Below are 19463 nucleotides of genomic sequence, written 5' to 3'. Positions count from 1 at the left end.
CTGTACCGACTTCTTCCGCTGTCCGGGATTGCCGTTAGCCTGGCGCGACGCACTCACATTCGGATGGGGGACGGTCGTAACGCATGGCCAGGGAATTCCAACGCGGCCACAAGGCCAGGATCAGTGACCTCACCGCGGGCACGGATCTGTACGTAGGCGTGCAGATCTCGGGCCCCGGGCTGAGCTTCGACATCAGCTGCTTCGGTCTCGACGCCGACGAGCGGTTGTCGGACGACCGGTACTTCGTGTTCTTCAACCAGCCGAAGACCCCCGAGGAGTCCATCCAGCTCCTGGGTGCGCAGGCGGGTGACACGGAGTCGTTCCGTGTCACCCTCGACAGGATCCCACCGCAGATCCAGAAGCTGTCCTTCACGGCGACGGTCGACGGCGCGGGACAGATGTCGCAGGTCGCCTCCGGCTACATCCGGATCGTCGCGGGCGGCGAGGAGGTGGCCCGGTACCCGTTCAGCGGTGCGGAGTTCTCCACCGAGCGCGCGGTGATGCTGGGCGACTTCTACCTGAAGGACGTGTGGCGGTTCGCCGCAGTCGGACAGGGCTTCGACGGCGGGCTGGACGCGCTGCTGAGAAACTTCGGCGGCGAGGTGGCCGAGGAAGAGGCCCCCGCACCGCAGCAGCCGCAGGCCGGTGCCGACGGTGCCGCCCCGGGTTTCGCGCCGCCGGCCCAGGCCTCGGCTCCGCCCGCCTTCGGCGCTCCCGCCGCCCCTGCACCGGCCCCGGCTCCCGCGCCTCAGGCCGCCCCGCAGGGCTTCGCCCCGCCGGCCGGCGCCACTCCGCCCCCGGCGCCCGCCCCGGCACCCGGATCCGACGTGCACGCCGCGCAGACGATCGTCGCGCCCATGAACACGCCGCCCGGCGGCTCCCCGGTGCCTCCGCCCGCCCCGGCGCCCACGCCGTACGGCCAGCCGGGCCAGCAGCAGCCGCCGCACGGCCAGGTGCCGGGCCAGACCGCCCCGCCGCCTCCCGGCTACGGCCAGCCGCAAGCGCCCCAGCCGCCCCAGACCCCTGCACCACCACCCGGGTACGGCCAGCCGACTCCGCCTCCGGGCTACGGTCAGCAGGGTCCGCCCGCCGGCTACGGCCAGCCGACCCCGCCTCCCGGCTACGGCCAGCAGGCACCTTACGGAGCCCCGCAGGGCATGGCGCCGGGCGCGGCACCCCAGGGTGTGCCCCAGGGAGCCCCCCAGGGCGCCGGTGTGACGGCCGCGCTCCAGCAGTTCCGCGAGACGGCGACCGGGCAGCGCTGGACCCAGCAGAACAAGAAGCTGGTCCGCGTCGACCTCGGCGCGGACGGTCAGCCCGTGCTCGCCCGGCAGGGCAGCATGGTGCTCTACCAGGGCAAGGTCGACTTCAGCTACAAGGGCGCCGGATTCGCCGGCCGAGTCGTGGGCAACGCCACCGGCCAGGAGATGCAGCTCATGCGCTGCACCGGCAAGGGACAGGTGTTCCTCGCCGACAACTCCTCGATGCTGCACCCGATCGAGCTCCAGGGCGACGCCATCTGCGTCTCCGCGGAGAACGTCCTCGCCTTCGACGAGAGCCTCCAGTACGAGGTCCGTCGCATCGAGGGGCACGGCATCCCCGGTGGCGCGCTGTTCACGATGCAGTTCCAGGGCACCGGCACGATCGTCGTCAAGACGCACGGCGTGCCCGTCGTGCTGCCGGTCACACCCACCACCTTCGCCGACTGCAACGCGGTCGTCGCCTGGTCGGCCGCCGCCCAGGTGGTCGTCTCCAGCCAGGTGCGGATGCGCCGCAACTCCTACGCGGGCGACACGGGCGAGAGCGTCAACCTGCAGTTCCGGGCGGCGCCCGGCAACTTCGTCATCGTCCAGCCGTACGAGATCTGAGGGAGAGCCCGACATGAACCAGCCGCTCGCGGGCTACGCTCCCGCACCGGTCACCGCCCGCATGGAGAACCACGGCAACCACATGCTGAAGGTCGCCATGCAGACCGGGAACGACCTCCTCGCGCGTGTGGGCTCGATGACCGCCTACGAGGGCTTCGTCCAGTACGAGCCCAACCCGCCGGCCGTCCGCCAGATCGCGAAGGACTGGATGACCGGCGAGGGCGCGCCCCTGATGAAGTGCTCCGGCGACGGCCTGCTCTACCTCGCGGACTACGGCGCGAACGTCGTCGTCATCAACCTCAACGGCGACGGCATCTCCGTCAACGCCACCAACCTGCTCGCCTTCGACGCCCACCTGACGTGGGGCGTGGAGCGGGTCAAGGGCCTGGCGAAGTTCGCCGGGCAGGGCCTGTGGAACACCAAGATCTCCGGACAGGGCTGGGTCGCCCTCACCTCCCGGGGCAAGCCGATCGTGGTCGACTGCGGTGGTGGCGAGGACGAGACGTACGTCGACCCCGACGCGCTCGTCGCCTGGTCCCCGAACCTCAAGGTGAAGGGCAAGCGCAGCTTCAAGGCGCAGTCACTGATCGGCCGCGGCAGCGGCGAGGCCTACCAGATGGCCTTCTCCGGTCAGGGCATCGTCGTCGTCCAGCCCAGTGAGGACAGCACCGACCGCCTCCGGGTCCGGGGCTGAGGGGGAGCCAGAACACCATGCAGAGCCCGCTTTTCGCCTACAACGACCAGCAGACCCAGGACGCCTGGAGCCTGCAGAACAAGCACATGCTCCGGGTCGCCCTGGAGGGCCACGACGACGTGCTCGCCCGCAAAGGCACGATGGTCGCCTACCAGGGGCTCGTCGAGTTCGACGCCGAGTACCAGAGCAACAACCAGTCACGCGCGCGTGCGAACACGGGTGAGGGCCTGGACCTGATGCGCTGCCACGGGCAGGGCACGGTCTTCTTCGCCAACCTCGCCCAGTGCGTCCACGTGATGGAGGTCGACCAGGAGGGACTGACCGTCGACAGCAGCTATGTGCTGGCGATGGACTCGTCCCTGCACCACGAGGTCATCGCGGTCGACAGCCTGTACGGCATCTCCGGGTCGGGGAAGTACCAGCTCAACATCACCGGCCGGGGCAAGGTCGCCCTGATGACCTCGGGCTCCCCGCTGCTGATGCAGGTGACGCCCGACAAGTACGTCAACTGCGACGCCGACGCGATCGTCGCCTGGTCCACCGGCCTGCGCGTGCAGATGCAGGCGCAGACGCACTCCTCCGGGGTGTGGCGGCGCCGGGGCAGCACCGGGGAGGGCTGGGAGCTCAGCTTCATGGGCAGCGGCTTCGCGCTGGTCCAGCCCAGTGAGCTGCTGCCGCCGCAGAACGCGCAGATCGGCTCGGGCCTCGCCGCCCAGTACGGCATGGGCCAGCAGGGGGCGCGCGGTCAGAACCAGGGCAACGTCTGGAGCTGAGCGCGGGTACAGCCACATTCGGTAAGGGGTGATCGCCAAGCGGTCACCCCTTACCGGTCACAGGCGGGAGCGGGTCGCCTCCAGCAGGCGTACGACCGAGTCGTCGGCCACGTCCGCGACCTCGGCGTAGGGGAACCAGCGCAGGTCGAGGGACTCCTCGCTGATCGCCTCCACGGCCCCCTCCGGCGCCAGCGCCGCGTACTGGACGTCCAGGTGCCAGGCGCAGGGCGTGTGGTGGCGGTCCAGCCGCACGGGACCGCCGGAGAGCAGATGCAGTCCGGCGATGCCGGACTCCTCCGTGGCCTCGCGCAGCGCGGCACGCGCCAGCGTCTCGTCGGCCGGCTCGCAGTGGCCGCCCATCTGCAGCCACATGCGCATCTTCTTGTGGAGGGTCAGCAGGACCCGCTCGCGGGACGGGTCGATCACCATGGCGCTCGCCGTGATGTGCCCGTCCCCGCACGCCTTCCACATGCCGTCCGGGTGCGTCGCGAGATGGTCCAGATAGGTCTGGCACAGCTCGTCCTGGCCCTCGTACGCCTTGAGGACCAGGACGGCGTCGTCGTGGAGACTCACTCGCTGTCGTCGCCCTTGCCGTCGGCCTCGTCGGAGCCCTTCTCGTCCCTCTTCTTCAGGTCGGGCTTGCCCGCCGCCTCACCGAGCATCTTGTCCAGCTCGGAGAAGTCGAGCTGCTCGCGGTGGACGAAACCGTCCGGGTCGTCCAGGTCGGTCGCGGTCGGCAGCATGTCCGGGTGGGCCCACAGGCCGTCCCGGCCGTCGACACCGCGCGCGTCCGTCAGGGACGCCCACAGGCGGGAGGCGTCGCGCAGGCGGCGCGGGCGCAGCTCCAGGCCGATCAGCGTGGCGAACGTCTGCTCCGCCGGGCCGCCGGAGGCGCGACGGCGGCGCAGCGTCTCGCGCAGGGCGTCGGCCGACGACAGGCGCGGCTTGGCGGCGGCGTGCACCACCGCGTCCACCCAGCCCTCGACGAGCGCCAGAGCCGTCTCCAGACGGGCCAGGGCCGCCTTCTGCTCCGGAGTGTCCTCCGGCTGGAACATGCCCTGCTGGAGAGCCTCCTGCAGCTGCTCGGGGTTCTGCGGGTCGAACTGGCCGACGACGTCCTCGAGCTTGGCCGTGTCCACCTTGATGCCGCGGGCGTAGCCGTCGACGGCGCCGAACAGGTGCGAGCGCAGCCACGGCACGTGCGCGAAGAGGCGCTGGTGGGCGGCCTCGCGCAGGGCCAGGTACAGCCGCACCTCCTCCTGGGACACGCCGAGGTCCTTGCCGAAGGCCTCGATGTTCGCCGGCAGCAGCGCGGCCTTGCCGGCCGGACCGAGCGGCAGGCCCACGTCGGTCGAGCCGACGACCTCGCCGGCGAGGACGCCGACGGCCTGCCCGATCTGCGTGCCGAACATGGCGCCGCCCATGGACCGCATCATGCCGATCAGCGGGCCGGCCATGGCCTGCATCTCCTCGGGCAGCACGTCGCCCATGGCGGTGCCGACGCGCTCGGCGACCGGGTCGACCAGCTCCCGCCAGGCGGGCAGGGTCGCCTCGACCCACTCCGCGCGGCTCCACGCCACCGCGGTGCCCGCGCCCGAGGGCAGGGCCGTCGCGTCGTCCAGCCACAGGTCGGCCAGGCGGACGGCCTCCTGGACGGCATTGCGCTCGGCGGGGCCGACGCTGGCGTCCTTGGTGCCGTCCGGCGTGCCCTGGGCGACCGTCTGGCGGGCGATCTGCTTGGCCATGTCCCAGTTCACCGGGCCGCCCTCGTAGGAGAGCATCTGGCCGAGCTGCTGGAACGCGGCGCCCAGGTCGTTGGGGTTCATGGAACCGAACATGGCGGCGAACGGGTTGTCCGCGCCCGGGCCGCCGGGGCCGCCAAAGCCTCCGGCTCCGGGCATCCCGAAACCGAACGGGTTGGCCGGTCCCTGACCACCGCCGCTCTGCTGGTCCTTCTTCTTGCCCTCGTCGCCGTCGTCCGGCTCCTCCGGCGGAAGGCCGAATCCGAATGGGGTGTCACTCACGGGGTTCCTCGGCTGGTAGGGCCGCCGGTTCTTTCCGGCGGCACGGCTGCCCGACTTCACCACCCAGCGTAGACACCCGGGGCGGTTCGGGCCTCGGTGCTTCGCCGACTGACGGCCTGCGGCAGGATGGATGCCACCTGGTACGTACGCGTCGAGCGCGCTCGTACTGAAGACAACCGCTGGAGACGCCCGGTGAGTTCCCCAGATCCGCAGGTTCGCGCAGCGCGAAACCAGTCAACCAGTTCCGCACGCCCCGGCGCGCGCGGACCCGTCGTCGCGGTCACCGGTGCCGCATCCGGGATCGGGGCGCTGCTCACCGAGCGGCTGGCCGCGTCCGACGAGGTCAGACAGGTCGTGGCCATCGACGAACGGCGGGGGGAGTGCGCGGCGGCGCGGTGGCAGGTCCTGGACGTGCGGGACCCGGCCATCGCCGAGAAACTGCGCGGCGCGGACGTCGTCGTGCACCTGGCGCTCGACCTCGACCTGGAGACCGACGCGGCAGCCCGGACGGCTTACAACGTCCGGGGGACGCAGACCGTCCTGACCGCCGCCGCGGCGGCCGGCGTGCACCGGGTCGTGCTCTGCACCTCGGCCATGGTCTACGGCGCCCTCCCGGACAACGAGCTGCCGCTCTCCGAGGACGCCGAGCTCCGCGCCACGGCCGAGGCCACGGGCGTCGGCGACCTGCTGGAGATCGAGCGGCTCGCGCGGCGCGCGCCGCGCGCCCACCCCGGTCTCAATGTGACAGTGGTCCGCCCCGCGGTGCTGGTCGGAGGCATGGACACCGCGCTGACCAGGTATTTCGAGTCGCCCCGGCTGCTCGTCGTGGCCGGGTCGCGGCCGGCCTGGCAGTTCTGCCACGTCGACGACCTGTGCAGCGCCCTGGAGTACGCCGTTCTGGAGAAGGCCGACGGTGAGCTGGCCGTCGGGTGCGACGGCTGGCTGGAGCAGGAGGAGGTCGAGGAGCTCAGCGGCATCCGTCGGATGGAGCTGCCCTCGGCGGTCGCGCTCGGCGCGGCGGCCCGACTGCACCGCATCGGCCTGACGCCCTCCCCGGCCGGGGACCTGGCGTACACGATGTACCCCTGGGTGGTGAGCGGCAGCCGGCTGCACGACGCGGGCTGGCGGCCGAAGTACACCAACGAGGAGGTGCTGGCGGAGCTGCTGGAGGAGGTCTCCGGGCGGCACACGGTCGCCGGGCGGCGCCTCGGGCGCAAGGACGCGACGGCCGCGGGAGCCGCCGGAGCGACGGTGGCGCTGCTGGGTGCGGCCGCGGTGGTGCGGCGGGCGCGGAAGGCCCGGCGCCGGATCTGACGCGGTGGCCGCCGGACCGCCGGCGCACCGCCCGGGACGGCGGCGCTGTAGGAGGCTCCAAGGCCGTACGCGCGCGTACCGGGCGATCACGCTATTCCACGCCGTCGTGCCGTGGGGCACGATGGGCGTATGGCAACCACGAACGACCACCCCGGAGAGCTGGCCGCCCCCGACCCCGTGAAGCTGATCGGCATCCGGGAGACGCCGCTCTCCGTGGACGAGGTCTTCCGGGCCGTGGGGGACGACGCGGCCGGAGGCACCGCGCTGTTCGTGGGGACCGTGCGCAACCACGACGGCGGCACCGACGTCGACCGGCTCGGGTACTCCTGTCATCCGAGCGCCGAGGCCGAGATGCGACGCATCGCCGGGAAGGTCGTCGCGGAGTACCCCGTTCGGGCGCTTGCGGCGGTCCACCGTGTGGGCGATCTGGAGGTCGGCGATCTGGCCGTGGTCGTCGCCGTGTCCTGCCCGCACCGGGGCGAGGCCTTCGAGGCCTGCCGCAAGCTGATCGACGACCTCAAGCACGAGGTGCCGATCTGGAAGCATCAGACGTTCTCCGACGGCACCGAGGAGTGGGTGGGCGCCTGCTGACAGCGGTGCCGCCCCCGAAGCTGCGGTTGCGTAACCCACCCCCCGGCGTGAGCGTTGTCACTGCGGAAGGTTAATCTGCTGATCAGTCAGTAGCGGACGCTCATGGGGTTGGGAGGTCGGCATGGCAGCGCTTGCCTGGTTGCTGATTCCGCTTGTGGCTGCTGTCGGCGCGGGGCTGTGGGGCAGTTGGGCCAACCGGACCCGCAAGATCCGTGGCGACGGCCCGGAACTCGACGGGTACGCCCGCTTCCGCGAGGCGATGGAGCGTCCCCGCACCGGAACCTGACCGAACGCCCTGACGGTGTTCTGACAGCCGCGTCCCGTACTGTCGTGCCATGCCACGCCGTACCGCAACGATGCTCGCCTCCACCCTGATGCTCATCGCACTCCTGTGCGCGGGTGTGTTCATCCCCGTGCCGTACTCGGAGATGTCCCCGGGGCCGACGGTGAACACGCTGGGGGACCACGACGGCGAGCCGGTGCTGCAGATCTCCGGGCACAAGACGTACGAGGCGAGTGGTCATCTGAACATGACCACCGTGCGGGTCACCAGCGCCGACTACAAGATGAACCTCGTGGAGGCGGTCTACGGCTGGCTGGCGCACGACAACCGCGTGGTGCCGCACGAGACCCTCTATCCGGACGGCAAGACCGAGGAAGAGGCCACCCAGGAGAACGCCGAGGAGTTCAGCCAGTCCCAGGAGAGCGCCAAGGTGGCCGCTCTGAAGGCCCTGGACATCCCCGTGAAGTCCTGGGTGGTCGTCTCCACGGTGCTCAAGGACTCCCCGTCCGAGGGCAAGCTGCACGCCGGTGACGTGATCAAGGCCGTGGACGGCACGCCCGTCAAGAAGCCCACCGACGTGGCCGACCTGGTGACCGAGCACAAGCCCGGACAGGACGTCGTCTTCACGATCGTGCCCGCCGAGGAGCAGGCCGACGCGGAGAAGGAGGGCCGGACGCCCACCAGGACGGAGAAGGTCACGGTCACCACCGCGACCTCCGACGACGGCGGTGAGAAGCGCGCCATCGTGGGGATCTCCGCCGGGACCGACCACACGTTCCCGTTCACCATCGACATCAAGCTGGCCGACGTCGGCGGACCGAGCGCCGGTCTGATGTTCGCCCTCGGCATCTACGACAAGCTCACGCCGGGCGACCTCACCGGCGGCAAGTTCGTCGCGGGCACCGGGACGATCGACGACACCGGCGAGGTCGGCCCCATCGGCGGCATCGGGATGAAGACCATCGGCGCGCGTGACAAGGGCGCCCGGTACTTCCTGACGCCCAAGGACAACTGCGCGGCCGCCGCCGAGGACACCCCCGACGGGCTCACCCTGGTGAAGGTGGACACCATCGACGACGCCCTCGGCGCGCTGGAGGACATCCGCTCCGGGAAGACGGACGACCTGCCGACGTGCGCGAAGGGCTGACCGGACGGACAGCCCGTACGCCCGGAGCTACTCCTCGAAGGTCGCCGACAGTGCCTGGGCCAGGCCCGGCACCAGGTCGGAGCCGGTGAGGACGTCCGTGGCGGAGTCCTTCTCCCGCAGCCGCAGCGCGGAGTCGCGGGCACCGTCGCGCAGCACCGCGACCGTCATGCGGACCTCCTGGCGATCCGGGTGCTCGGCCACCCATTGCGCCAGCTTGGCCTCGTTCAGGCCCTGCGGGACCTGGGCCTCGGCGGACGGCGGCAGCATCAGGCGTTCCACGACGAGGGCGCAGCCGACCACCGCGTCCGGCCAGGCGATGGTGCCCAGGAACTCGTCGAGCGCCTGGTCCGTTGGAATCTCGTCCTGCTCGATCGGGGTCAGGCCGGAGCTCTCCGGCTCGTCCTGAAGACCGAGCCGGTCCGCGAGTGAGGGCTGATCGGCCCTCAGCCGCGCGGTGTCGACAAGTGCAAAGAGGCGTGCGGGCTGGTCCCAGCCGAGTCCGGAGACGTACTCGTCGATCTCGAGTACGGCCCGGGTGAGGGGGCTCGCTGCCATGGGGGTGTTGGACATGGTCACAATCCTGCCTCGTTACTGGCCCGAATCGGGAACCGAGTAAACGATGAGTAAGTTGCATAAGTGTGGGCCCACGATCACGGGGGCGCACGGGGGGCCCACGAACCCGAGGGCCTGACGGATCAACAGCGAACTTCGAGGTGCGCACCTTGGCTTTCCAGATGCCGGACCGCGGCGGAGGCCCCCCGACGGGGCCGCGGATCAGAGTGGGCCGCCCGTCCCGGCGTGTCCGAACCCTGCTGATGACACTTGGTGTCCTCGCCGTGCTCGGCATGGCGTTCACCATGTTCGCGGGATTCTGGACGGACTGGCTCTGGTACCGGTCGGTCCACTACTCGTCGGTCTTCACGACGACCCTGTGGACCAAGATCGGTCTCTTCTTCGTCTTCGGCCTGCTCATGGCGCTCGCCGTCGGGTTCAACATCTGGCTGGCACACCGGCTGCGTCCGCCGCTGAGCGCCATGTCGATGGAGCAGCAGAATCTCGACCGTTACCGGATGGGCATCGCCCCGTACAAGAAGTGGCTGCTGCTCGGCATCACCGCCCTGGTCGGCCTCATCGCCGGCGCCTCCGCGTCCGGTCAGTGGCGGACTTGGCTGATGTGGGTCAACGGCGTCTCCTTCGGGCAGAAGGACCCCCAGTTCAAGCTGGACGTCTCCTTCTACGCCTTCGACCTGCCCTGGTACCGGTTCCTGCTCGGCTTCGGCTTCGCGGCCGTGATCATCTCGGTGATCGCCGCCGCGCTCACCCACTACCTGTACGGCGGGCTGCGCGTCACCAGCCCGGGCGCCCGTGCCACGGCCGCCGCCACCGGGCACCTGTCGGTGCTCATCGGTGTCTTCGTCGCCCTCAAGGCGGTCGCCTACTGGCTCGACCGGTACGGGCTGGCGGTGAAGTCCAGCGACTTCAAGGCGACCGACAGCTGGACCGGCCTCAGGTACGTCGACGCCAACGCCTATCTGCCGGCCAAGACGATCCTGTTCTGCATCGCCGTCATCTGCGCGCTGCTGTTCTTCGCGACCCTGTGGCGCCGCACCTGGCAGCTGCCGGTGATCGGCTTCGGGCTGATGGTGCTCTCCGCCATCCTCATCGGCGGTCTGTACCCGGCACTGGTCCAGAAGTTCCAGGTCCAGCCGAACGAGCAGGCCAAGGAAGCGCCGTACGTCGAGAAGAACCTGAAGGCGACGCGCGAGGCCTACGGCATCGAGGGCACCCAGGTCACCGAGTACCCGGGCGTCAGCAAGACCAAGGACCCGACCAAGCTCCGTGACGACGTGGACGAGGCCGCGTCCATCCGGATCATGGACCCGAACGTCATCTCGCCGACGTTCCAGCAGCTCCAGCAGATGCGTAACTACTACGCGTTCCCGACCAACCTGGACGTCGACCGCTACTCCAAGGACGGCAAGGACCAGGACACGGTCATCGGCCTGCGCGAGCTGAACCTGGCCGGCATCCCCAAGAAGAACTGGATCAACAACCACTTCCGCTACACCCACGGCTACGGCGTGGTCGCGGCCAAGGGAACCGAGGTCGACTCCGAGGGCCGCCCGGTCTTCATCGAGTCCGACCTGCCGTCCAAGGGCGACCTCGGCACGTACGAGCAGCGGATCTACTACGGCGAGAAGACCAACACGTACTCGATCGTCGGCGGTCCCCAGAAGGAGATCGACTACTCCGACGACTCCGGCGAGAAGACCTTCAGCTACAAGGGCGACGGCGGGGTGGACCTGTCCAACCCGATCAACCGGGCGGCGTACGCGGCGGCCTTCAGCGAGCCGCAGATCCTCTACTCCGGTGCCATCGGCGAGGGTTCGCGGATCCTGTACAACCGCACGCCCAAGGAGCGCGTCGAGGCGGTCGCCCCGTGGCTGACCATCGACGGCGACGCCTACCCGGCGGTGGTGGACGGCCGTATCCAGTGGATCGTCGACGCCTACACGACGACGAACGGCTACCCGTACGCCTCCCGCACGACGCTCGGCGACACCACCGCCGACTCGCTGACCGCGGCCAACGACCAGCGGGCGGTGGTGGCCCAGCAGAACCAGGTCAACTACATCCGCAACTCCGTGAAGGCGACCGTCGACGCGTACAGCGGTGACGTCAAGCTCTACCAGTGGGACGAGAAGGACCCGGTCCTGAAGACCTGGATGAAGGCCTTCCCGAACACGGTCCTGGACAAGAGCGAGATCAGCGACGAGCTGATGTCGCACCTGCGCTACCCGCAGGACCTGTTCAAGGTCCAGCGCGAGCTGCTCACGCGCTACCACGTGAAGGACGCCAACACGTTCCTCAGCGGTAGCGAGGTGTGGCAGGTGCCCGACGACCCGACCAACAAGTCGGGTGACGCGGTGCCGCCGTACTACCTGAGCATGAAGATGCCCGACCAGGACCAGCAGGCGTTCTCGCTGACGACGACGTTCACGCCCAACGGACGCGACAACCTCAGCGCGTTCATGGCGGTCGACGCCGAGGCGGGGACGGAGGGCTACGGCAAGATCAGAATCCTGAAACTGCCGACGAGCACGACCGTCAACGGACCGAAACAGGTCCAGAGCCAGTTGAACTCGGAGCAGGACATCGCCGAGACCATCAGGCTGCTGAGAGGCGGCGACTCCGAGGTCGAGTACGGCAACCTGCTGACGGTGCCGCTCGACGGCGGACTGCTGTACGTGGAGCCGGTCTACGTGCGCGGTGGCGACCTCAAGTACCCACTGCTGCGCAAGGTGCTGGTGAGCTACGGCGGCAACACCGCCTTCGAGAACACCCTCGACGAGGCTCTCAACAAGGTCTTCGGAGAGCAGGCGGCCGGGACCGATCCGCCGGCGGACGAGGGCGAGGACACCACCGAACCGCCACCGACGTCCACCAACCCGACGGTCCGGGAAGCGCTGAGCGACGCGCAGAAGGCCTTCGACGCCGGCCAGAAGGCGCTGGAGCAGAAGGACCTCGCCGCGTACGCCGAGGCGCAGAAGGACCTGGAGGACGCGCTGGAGCGGGCCGAGAAGGCCCAGGCCCAGGCCGACCAGGGCGCCGGCGACAAGAACGGTGACGACAAGAGCGGGGACAAGGCCCAGGAAGGCGAGTCCACGCCGAGCGCGACGCCCACCGGGGATACCGGGGGCTCGGGCTCGGGCTCGGACACCGGCTGACCACGCTGCTCCCCGTCGGCCGTCAGGGCTGGTCAGGGACCGTCCCGCGCCGTGATACGGTTGTGAACACAACGGCGCGGGGTGGAGCAGCTCGGTAGCTCGCTGGGCTCATAACCCAGAGGTCGCAGGTTCAAATCCTGTCCCCGCTACTGAAGTTCGTGAGCTTTGTGCGAACGACCACGAAGGCCCGGATCCCTTAAGGGATCCGGGCCTTCGTGGTGTGCGAACGCATGTGCCGGTGGGCCCGACGGCCGCGCCGCCAGGGGAAGTTGGGGAGATCTGTGTTTGACTTGTCTCCCTGTGGGCATGTCGACAAAACGCTGAAGTGACCTCACTGGCTGCGGTATACCGGATGTACCCAGGTTGCAGGTGGTGCGACGATGGACGTTATGGGGGACATGGCAAATCTGTTCGGGACAGGGCGTTTTGCGCAGCCGTCCGATCAGGAGGAGGCCGCGGACGAGGCTCAGGAAGCCGCCGACGAGGCCGCCGAGGAAGTACGCCGAAGGCTGGCCGCCGAAGCCGGTGACGTCGAGGCGATGAGCGTCCTCGGCGCGATGCTGCTGCGCCGCGGCGACTTCGACGGAGCCGAGACCCACCTGCGTGCCGCCACCGCCGCCGGTGACCGGGCCGCCGCCAACAACCTGGGTGTCCTGCTGCACCAGCGCGGCTACGCCGACGAGGCCGCGGGATGGTGGCGGATCGCCGCCGTCGCCGGTTCCGCCGCGGCCGCCCACGCGCTGGGGCGCCACTTCCGTGAACGCGGGGACGAGCCCGCCGCCGAGTACTGGCTGTGCCAGTCCGCCGAGCAGGGGCATGTTCTCGGCGCCTACGCACTCGCCGACCTGCTGGAACACCGTGGCGCCGAGGCCGGCGCCGAGCGGTGGATGCGGGCCGCGGCCGAGCGCGGGCACCGGGAGGCCGCGTACCGGCTGGCCCGGACGCTGGACCGGTGCGCCGGGCGGGGGCGCGATGAAGATGACACGGACACGGCCGACGAGGCCGAGCAGTGGTACCGCCAGGCCGCCGCACGCGGTCACCGGCGGGCCGCACTGCACCTCGGGACGATCCTGGAGAGGCGGGGCGAGCTCAAGGAGGCCGGCCGCTGGTACCTGACGTCCGCCAAGGACGGCGAGGCCCGCGCCGCCTGCGCGCTCGGCTTCCTGCTGCGGGACGCCGGCGACACCGAGAGCGCCGCCGTGTGGTGGCTGCGAGCCGCGCAGGACGGAGACGGCAACGCCGCCAACGCCCTGGGCGCGCTGCACGCGGAGCGCGGCGAGACCCAGACCGCCGAACGCTGGTACCGCGCCGCGATGGACGCCGGGGACGACAACGGGGCGTACAACCTGGGGCTCCTCTGCGCCGACCAGGGCCGCACCACGCAGGCCGAGCAGTGGTACCGGCGGGCCGCGTACGCCGGGCACCGGGAGGCGTCCAACGCGCTCGCGATCCTGCTGCTGCGGGCCGGGGACGAGACGGGTGCCGAGCCCTGGTTCTCCAAGGCCGCCGAGGCGGGCAGCGTCGACGCCGCCTTCAACCTCGGCATCCTGCACGCCGGGCGGGGCGAGGAGCGGGCGGCGCTGCGCTGGTACGAGCGGGCCGCCTCCGCCGGGCACACGGAAGCGGCACTGCAGGTGGGGATGGCGCGCCTGCGCGACGGCGACGAGCGCGAGGCCGAACGGTTCCTGCGGTGTGCGGCCGGCGGCGGCAGCGCCGAGGCCGCGTACCGGCTGGCGACGGTGCTCGACGCGCGCCGGCCGCCGGCGCCCGAGCACGAGCTCGGTGAGCCGGAGCAGGAGAAATCCGAGTGCGAGGAGTGGTACGAGCGGGCGGCCTCCCAGGGGCACCGGCGGGCCCAGGTGCGGGTCGGGATGATGGCCGCGGCGCGGGGTGACGTGGTGGAGGCGGCGCGGTGGTACCGGGAGGCCGCCGAGGCCGGGTCGCGCAACGGCGCGTTCAACCTGGGGCTGCTGCTGGCCCGGGAGGGAAGCGAACCGGAGGCCGTCGTGTGGTGGCGGCGGGCCGCCGACGCCGGGCACGGGCGGGCGGCGCTGCGGCTGGCGCTGGTGTGCGCGCGGCGGGGGGAGCTCGCGGAGGGGCAGCGGTGGGCCGAACGGGCGGTGTCGCTGGGGCCGCGGGAAGTGGGAGAGCGGGCGGCTCGGCTGCGGGATGCGTTGCGGCAGGAGTTGTCGGCGTGACGCTGCGCTGGGCTGGGGCGGGTTGCGGGCTCGCCGGTGAGGGCGTGGGCCGGGGGTGGGTGTCGCGGCCCGGCGTGGCGGGGTGCCGCTGCGCCCACCCGTGCCGCCCCAGCGGCACGACTGCCCGCAGCTACGGAGGCGCGACTGCTCGCAGCTAGGGTGGCGCGGCTGCCCGTAGCTAGGGCGGCTAAGGCGATTTGCTTCTGGTCGTGGGGTTGACGTAATGTTTCATTCATCGCCGCGGGGTGGAGCAGCTCGGTAGCTCGCTGGGCTCATAACCCAGAGGTCGCAGGTTCAAATCCTGTCCCCGCTACTGAAGGCCGAGGGCCGGAATCCGAAAGGGTTCCGGCCCTCGGTGCGTTGGTGGTGCCCACGCGAAAAGCCCCGGCGCCCATCGGTGCCGGGGCTTTCGTGCGAGGGCTTACGCCGCCGCGCAGTTCGGGCAGGTGCCGCGGTACGTCACCTCGACGTCCGAGACGGTGAAGCCGAAGCGCTCCGAGTCAGGGAGGTCGGAGAGCGGATTGCCGGTCGGGTGCACGTCGCGGATCGCGCCGCACTGGGCGCAGACCAGATGGTGGTGCGGCCGGTGCGCGTTCGGGTCGTAGCGCTTGGCGCGCTTGTCCGTCGCGACTTCCAGCACCTCGCCGAGCGTGACCAGCTCGCCCAGAGTGTTGTAGACGGTCGCCCGGGAGATCTCCGGGAGCTTGCCCACGGCGCGGGCGTGCACCTCGTCGGCCGTCAGGTGGACGTGTTCGCCGTCGAGGACCTCGGCCACGACGCGCCGCTGCGCGGTCATGCGCCAGCCGCGTCCACGCAGCCGTTCCAGTAGGTCACTCATACGCACCAGCCTAACAGCAAGGGGGACCAGGTCCCGAACGTGTGTGACTTTGGAGTCTTACTTGACTTAGACAATGTCCATTGTAGGATCGGTACCGGCATTAGCCAAGGGACAGGTTTTGCAGGATTGGCGCAGGAGGCGTACGTGACTCAGGGACCGCTTACTACGGAGGCCGGTGCTCCGGTAGCCGACAACCAGAACAGCGAGACCGCGGGCGTCGGCGGCCCCGTGCTCGTCCAGGACCAGCTCCTCCTCGAGAAGCTGGCCCACTTCAACCGTGAGCGCATCCCGGAGCGTGTCGTGCACGCCCGTGGCGCCGGCGCCTACGGCACCTTCACGGTCACCGCCGATGTCACCAAGTACACCCGGGCGAAGTTCCTGTCCGAGGTCGGCAAGGAGACGGAGACCTTCCTCCGCTTCTCGACCGTGGCCGGCAACCTGGGTGCGGCGGACGCCGTCCGCGACCCGCGCGGCTTCGCGCTGAAGTTCTACACCGAAGAGGGCAACTACGACCTCGTCGGCAACAACACCCCGGTGTTCTTCATCCGGGACGCCATCAAGTTCCCGGACTTCATCCACACCCAGAAGCGCGACCCGTACACGGGCTCGACGGAGATGGACAACGTCTGGGACTTCTGGGGCCTGTCGCCCGAGTCGACGCACCAGGTGACCTGGCTGTTCGGCGACCGCGGCATCCCCGCGTCGTACCGCCACATGGACGGCTTCGGCTCGCACACCTTCCAGTGGAACAACGAGGCCGGCGAGGCCTTCTGGGTCAAGTACCACTTCAAGACCGACCAGGGCATCAAGACCCTCACGCAGGCCGAGGCCGACAAGCTCGCCGGTGAGGACCCCGACTCGCACCAGCGCGACCTGCGCCAGGCCATCGAGCGGGGCGAGTTCCCGTCCTGGACCGTCGGCGTGCAGATCATGCCCGTCGCCGAGGCCGCGACGTACCGCTTCAACCCGTTCGACCTGACCAAGGTGTGGCCGCACGCGGACTACCCGATCGTCTGGTTCGGCAAGCTGGAGCTCAACCGCAACCCGGAGAACGTCTTCGCCGAGGTCGAGCAGTCGATCTTCTCCCCGGCGCACTTCGTGCCCGGCATCGGCCCGTCCCCGGACAAGATGCTCCAGGGCCGACTGTTCGGGTACGGCGACGCCCACCGCTACCGCGTCGGCATCAACGCCGACCACCTGCCGGTGAACCGTCCGCACGCCACCGAGGCGCGCACCAACTCCCGTGACGGCTACCTGTACGACGGTCGGCACAAGGGTGCGAAGAACTACGAGCCGAACAGCTTCGGCGGCCCGTTCCAGACGGACAAGCCCCTGTGGCAGCCGGTCGCAGTCTCCGGTGTCACCGGCGAGACCGCGACTCCGTCGCACGCCGAGGACAACGACTTCGTCCAGGCGGGCAACCTCTACCGGCTGATGACGGACGACGAGAAGGAGCGGCTGATCAACAACCTGGCCGGCGCCCTCTCCGGCGTCTCGCGCGACGACATCATCGAGCGCGCGGTCAACAACTTCCGTCAGGCCGACGGTGACTTCGGCAAGCGGCTGGAGGCCGCGGTCCAGGCCCTGCGCGGCTGACACATCCAGCACTGGACCGCTTGTCGTGGCGGCGGGCCGGAATCCCCGGGGACGGGGGTTCCGGCCCGCTTCGCGTTCCGGGTGCCGGGTGCGGAGCGTCAGGCCGGTACGCGTTGCGTCCTCTCCCGGGCCGGGGCCCAGCAGCGGATGATGTCGCGGACCGAGACGATGCCGGCGGGCTCGCCGCGCTCGAGGACGATCAGGTGGCGGAAGCCGCCGTGTGCCATCGCCCGGGCGGCCTCCTCCACGGTCCAGGACGGCGAGGCGAACACGACGTCGGTGGTGGTGTGGGCGTGGGCGCGCTCGGTGTCGGGGTCCTGGCCGAGGCCCACGGAGATCAGGACGTCGCGTTCGGTGAGGATGCCGATGCCGCCGGCGTCGGGGTCGTGGACGACCGCCGCGCCGACGCGGCGCGCGGCCATCAGCGCGGCGGCCTGGCGGAGGGTGTGGGCTGGGCCGATGGTGAGGACGACCGTGCTCATGGCTTCGCGGACGAGCATGGGTGGAGCCACCTCCTGCCGGTGATCCATGAGTTAGTTCATGGATTCACAAGTTCACAAGTGTGGGGACTCTCAGAGTGGCAGGTAAAGGGCGGGTCAACAAGAGGGCGGTCGGAGGGCGTTGAGGGGGATCAGTAGCGCTGGTTGAGGTAGCCGAGCAGCTCGTCGTGGAGCCGGCCGTTCGACGCGGCCGCGTTGCCGCTGTGCGGGCCGGGGCGGCCGTCGAGGCCGGTGAAGGTGCCGCCGGCCTCCGTGACGATGATCGCGTTCGCGGCCATGTCCCAGAGGGAGAGCTCGGGTTCGGCGCAGATGTCGACCGAGCCCTCGGCCACCATCATGTACGGCCAGAAGTCGCCGTACGCGCGGGTGCGCCAGACCTCGCGGGTCAGGTCCAGGAAGCCGTCGAGCCGGCCCTGTTCCTCCCAGCCGCTGAGCGAGGAGTACGCGAAGGAGGCGTCGGAGAGGGTCGAGACCTGGGAGACACGGAGCCGGGAGGCCGAGGTCAGGCTGCGGCCGGTGAACGCGCCGTGGTCCTTCACCGCCCACCAGCGGCGGCCGAGGGCGGGAGCGGAGACGAGGCCGACGACGGGCTGGTAGCCGCCCTCGCCCGCTTCCATCAGGGAGATGAGGGTGGCCCAGACGGGGACGCCGCGGACGTAGTTCTTGGTGCCGTCGATCGGGTCGATGATCCAGCGGCGGGGGCCGGTGCCCTCGGTGCCGTACTCCTCGCCGAGGACGGCGTCGCGTGGGCGGGCTCGGGCGAGGTGACCGCGGATCAGTTCCTCGGCGGCCTTGTCCGCTTCACTCACCGGGGTCATGTCCGGCTTGGTCTCGACCTTGAGGTCGAGGGCCTTGAAGCGGTCCATCGTCGCGGCGTCGGCGGCGTCCGCGAGGACGTGGGCGAGGCGGAGGTCGTCGAGGTAGTCGGGCATGCGGGTCACGGTATCTGGCGGGGGTGGGGAGGGGCTACCAGGGGTTTGGCGGGCGTGGCGAGGTTGTCGGGGGCGCGATCGGGTTGGTGAGGCTGGCTGCGGAGGGCGCGCGGCGTCGGTGCGGGCCGGGGGTGGGTGCGCAACCCGGCGCTGCGGGGTGCCTCCCCCACTCTCGGCTCCGCTCGAGCGGGAGGTGCCCCCACCGCCCACCCGTGCCGCCCTGGGGGTACCTCCCAGGCCGTTCAGGCACTGGGGGAGGCACGACTGCCCGCAGCTGGGGCGGTGGCGGGGCGTGCGAAGGGGCTTGACAGTGGGCGCATACCCGTCAAATCTGGGCGGCAAGTCGCTCGGCCCGAGGAGGCGATGGTGCCTGCAGCCCGGGAGTCCCTGCTCAATGCCGCTTACCTGGCCCTGGAGCGTCGGCCCTGGTCCGCCGTGCGGATGGTGGACGTGGCGGCGGCGGCCGGGGTGTCCCGGCAGACGCTCTACAACGAGTTCGGCAGCAAGGAGGGCCTCGCCCGGGCGCTCGTCCGCAGGGAGGCGGACGGGTACCTGGCCGGCGTGGAGCGCGCGCTCGCCGGTGGCGGCCCCGGCGCCCGCCGTGACCGGCTCACCGCGACCGCCGAGTGGACCGTCTCCGTCGCCCGCGACAACGCTCTGGTCCGGGCGATGCTCACCGGATGCTGGAGCGAGCGGCTGCCCGCCCCGCCCCTGACGGCGGTGCCGTCCTCGTCCGTCGTGCCGGCCCAGCGCCGGGCCGACGGGCCGCTGCCCTCGCCCCGCGACTTCGTCGCTCTGGTCCGCGACCGCGCCGTCGCCGCCCTGAACGGCGACCCCTCACCGGACACCGTTGACCTGGCCCGCTCCTGCGAACTGGCCGTACGCCTCGCCCTGTCCTGCGTCGCGGCCCCGCCAGGCTCGGGCGGCGTGGCGGAACTCGTACGCACCGTCCTGCCGCGCCAGTTGGCGTCCTGACG

At 70.7% G+C, this 19463-nt stretch carries 17 protein-coding genes and 2 tRNA genes; 13 read left to right on the top strand and 6 right to left on the bottom strand.

What is annotated here, in order from left to right; all coding sequences use genetic code 11:
* Positions 1–83 precede the first annotated feature (83 nt).
* From KUM03_RS09160 to KUM03_RS09150, 3 genes are read left to right on the top strand one after another with little or no spacing between them, the layout of a single operon-like run.
* Positions 84–1868 carry a TerD family protein gene (locus KUM03_RS09160; protein WP_217246528.1) on the top strand — a complete coding sequence of 595 codons (1785 nt, stop codon included), beginning with the start codon at positions 84–86 and terminating at the stop codon, positions 1866–1868.
* A gap of 13 nt (positions 1869–1881) precedes the next feature.
* Positions 1882–2562 (top strand): AIM24 family protein, encoded by a 681-nt coding sequence (locus tag KUM03_RS09155; RefSeq protein WP_217246527.1) that lies wholly within the window; start codon positions 1882–1884, stop codon positions 2560–2562.
* Positions 2563–2579: 17 nt separating this feature from the next.
* Positions 2580–3335 (top strand): AIM24 family protein, encoded by a 756-nt coding sequence (locus KUM03_RS09150; RefSeq protein WP_217246526.1) that lies wholly within the window; start codon positions 2580–2582, stop codon positions 3333–3335.
* A 57-nt stretch (positions 3336–3392) separates the two neighbouring features.
* Here the strand turns inward: KUM03_RS09150 and KUM03_RS09145 are convergent, their stop codons facing one another.
* Entirely contained in the window at positions 3393–3908 is a 516-nt protein-coding gene (locus KUM03_RS09145; protein WP_217246525.1) for an NUDIX hydrolase, read from the bottom strand.
* Positions 3905–5359: a zinc-dependent metalloprotease gene (locus tag KUM03_RS09140; RefSeq protein ID WP_217246524.1), complete on the bottom strand. Its 1455-nt coding sequence runs from the start codon at positions 5357–5359 to the stop codon at positions 3905–3907. Before KUM03_RS09140 ends, KUM03_RS09145 begins: the two co-directional genes overlap by 4 nt.
* Positions 5360–5551: 192 nt before the next feature.
* Here KUM03_RS09140 and KUM03_RS09135 point away from each other — a divergent pair, with 192 nt between their 5' ends.
* The 4 genes from KUM03_RS09135 to KUM03_RS09120 all read left to right on the top strand — a co-directional run bounded on the left by KUM03_RS09135 (position 5552) and on the right by KUM03_RS09120 (position 8694).
* A complete protein-coding gene (locus KUM03_RS09135; RefSeq protein WP_073724366.1) occupies positions 5552–6673 on the top strand; it encodes an SDR family oxidoreductase in 1122 nt (373 codons plus the stop codon).
* A 129-nt stretch (positions 6674–6802) separates the two neighbouring features.
* Positions 6803–7264: a molybdenum cofactor biosynthesis protein MoaE gene (locus KUM03_RS09130; protein ID WP_217246523.1), complete on the top strand. Its 462-nt coding sequence runs from the start codon at positions 6803–6805 to the stop codon at positions 7262–7264.
* 121 nt (positions 7265–7385) lie between these two features.
* Positions 7386–7550 carry a hypothetical protein gene (locus KUM03_RS09125; RefSeq protein ID WP_217246522.1) on the top strand — a complete coding sequence of 55 codons (165 nt, stop codon included), beginning with the start codon at positions 7386–7388 and terminating at the stop codon, positions 7548–7550.
* Positions 7551–7599: 49 nt separating this feature from the next.
* Entirely contained in the window at positions 7600–8694 is a 1095-nt protein-coding gene (locus KUM03_RS09120; RefSeq protein ID WP_217246521.1) for a PDZ domain-containing protein, read from the top strand.
* 27 nt (positions 8695–8721) lie between these two features.
* On the opposite strand, the gene KUM03_RS09115 is transcribed toward KUM03_RS09120, so the two are convergent.
* Positions 8722–9264 (bottom strand): PPA1309 family protein, encoded by a 543-nt coding sequence (locus tag KUM03_RS09115; RefSeq protein WP_217246520.1) that lies wholly within the window; start codon positions 9262–9264, stop codon positions 8722–8724.
* A 164-nt stretch (positions 9265–9428) separates the two neighbouring features.
* On the opposite strand from KUM03_RS09115, the gene KUM03_RS09110 reads away from it, so the two are divergent.
* The 4 genes from KUM03_RS09110 (at position 9429) to KUM03_RS09095 (ending at position 14933) form a co-directional block, all read left to right on the top strand.
* Positions 9429–12422, top strand: a complete 2994-nt coding sequence (locus KUM03_RS09110) for a UPF0182 family protein (protein WP_217246672.1) — start codon at positions 9429–9431, stop codon at positions 12420–12422.
* Between the two features lie 75 nt (positions 12423–12497).
* Positions 12498–12571: transfer RNA gene (locus tag KUM03_RS09105), tRNA-Met, on the top strand.
* A 240-nt stretch (positions 12572–12811) separates the two neighbouring features.
* Positions 12812–14620 (top strand): tetratricopeptide repeat protein, encoded by a 1809-nt coding sequence (locus KUM03_RS09100; RefSeq protein WP_374225285.1) that lies wholly within the window; start codon positions 12812–12814, stop codon positions 14618–14620.
* A 239-nt stretch (positions 14621–14859) separates the two neighbouring features.
* A tRNA-Met gene (locus tag KUM03_RS09095) sits at positions 14860–14933 on the top strand.
* Positions 14934–15041: 108 nt separating this feature from the next.
* Here the strand turns inward: KUM03_RS09095 and KUM03_RS09090 are convergent.
* On the bottom strand, positions 15042–15458 hold the full coding sequence (locus KUM03_RS09090; RefSeq protein WP_217246518.1) for a Fur family transcriptional regulator: 417 nt from the start codon (positions 15456–15458) through the stop codon (positions 15042–15044).
* 144 nt (positions 15459–15602) lie between these two features.
* On the opposite strand from KUM03_RS09090, the gene KUM03_RS09085 reads away from it, so the two are divergent.
* Complete coding sequence (locus KUM03_RS09085; protein WP_217246517.1) at positions 15603–17054, top strand: catalase; 1452 nt, start codon at positions 15603–15605, stop codon at positions 17052–17054.
* Positions 17055–17152: 98 nt separating this feature from the next.
* On the opposite strand, the gene KUM03_RS09080 is transcribed toward KUM03_RS09085, so the two are convergent.
* Both KUM03_RS09080 and hisN read right to left on the bottom strand, forming a co-directional pair.
* On the bottom strand, positions 17153–17554 hold the full coding sequence (locus KUM03_RS09080; RefSeq protein WP_217246516.1) for a cyclic nucleotide-binding/CBS domain-containing protein: 402 nt from the start codon (positions 17552–17554) through the stop codon (positions 17153–17155).
* 131 nt (positions 17555–17685) lie between these two features.
* Entirely contained in the window at positions 17686–18486 is an 801-nt protein-coding gene (gene hisN, locus KUM03_RS09075) for a histidinol-phosphatase (protein ID WP_217246515.1), read from the bottom strand.
* A 363-nt stretch (positions 18487–18849) separates the two neighbouring features.
* Here hisN and KUM03_RS09070 point away from each other — a divergent pair, with 363 nt between their 5' ends.
* Positions 18850–19461, top strand: coding sequence for a TetR/AcrR family transcriptional regulator (locus KUM03_RS09070; protein ID WP_217246514.1), 612 nt, complete (start codon positions 18850–18852; stop codon positions 19459–19461).
* Positions 19462–19463 lie beyond the last annotated feature (2 nt).

The organism is Streptomyces sp. AC602_WCS936, from assembly GCF_019049125.1.
GTDB lineage: Bacteria > Actinomycetota > Actinomycetes > Streptomycetales > Streptomycetaceae > Streptomyces.
This window is presented reverse-complemented; position numbering and strand designations above follow the sequence as displayed.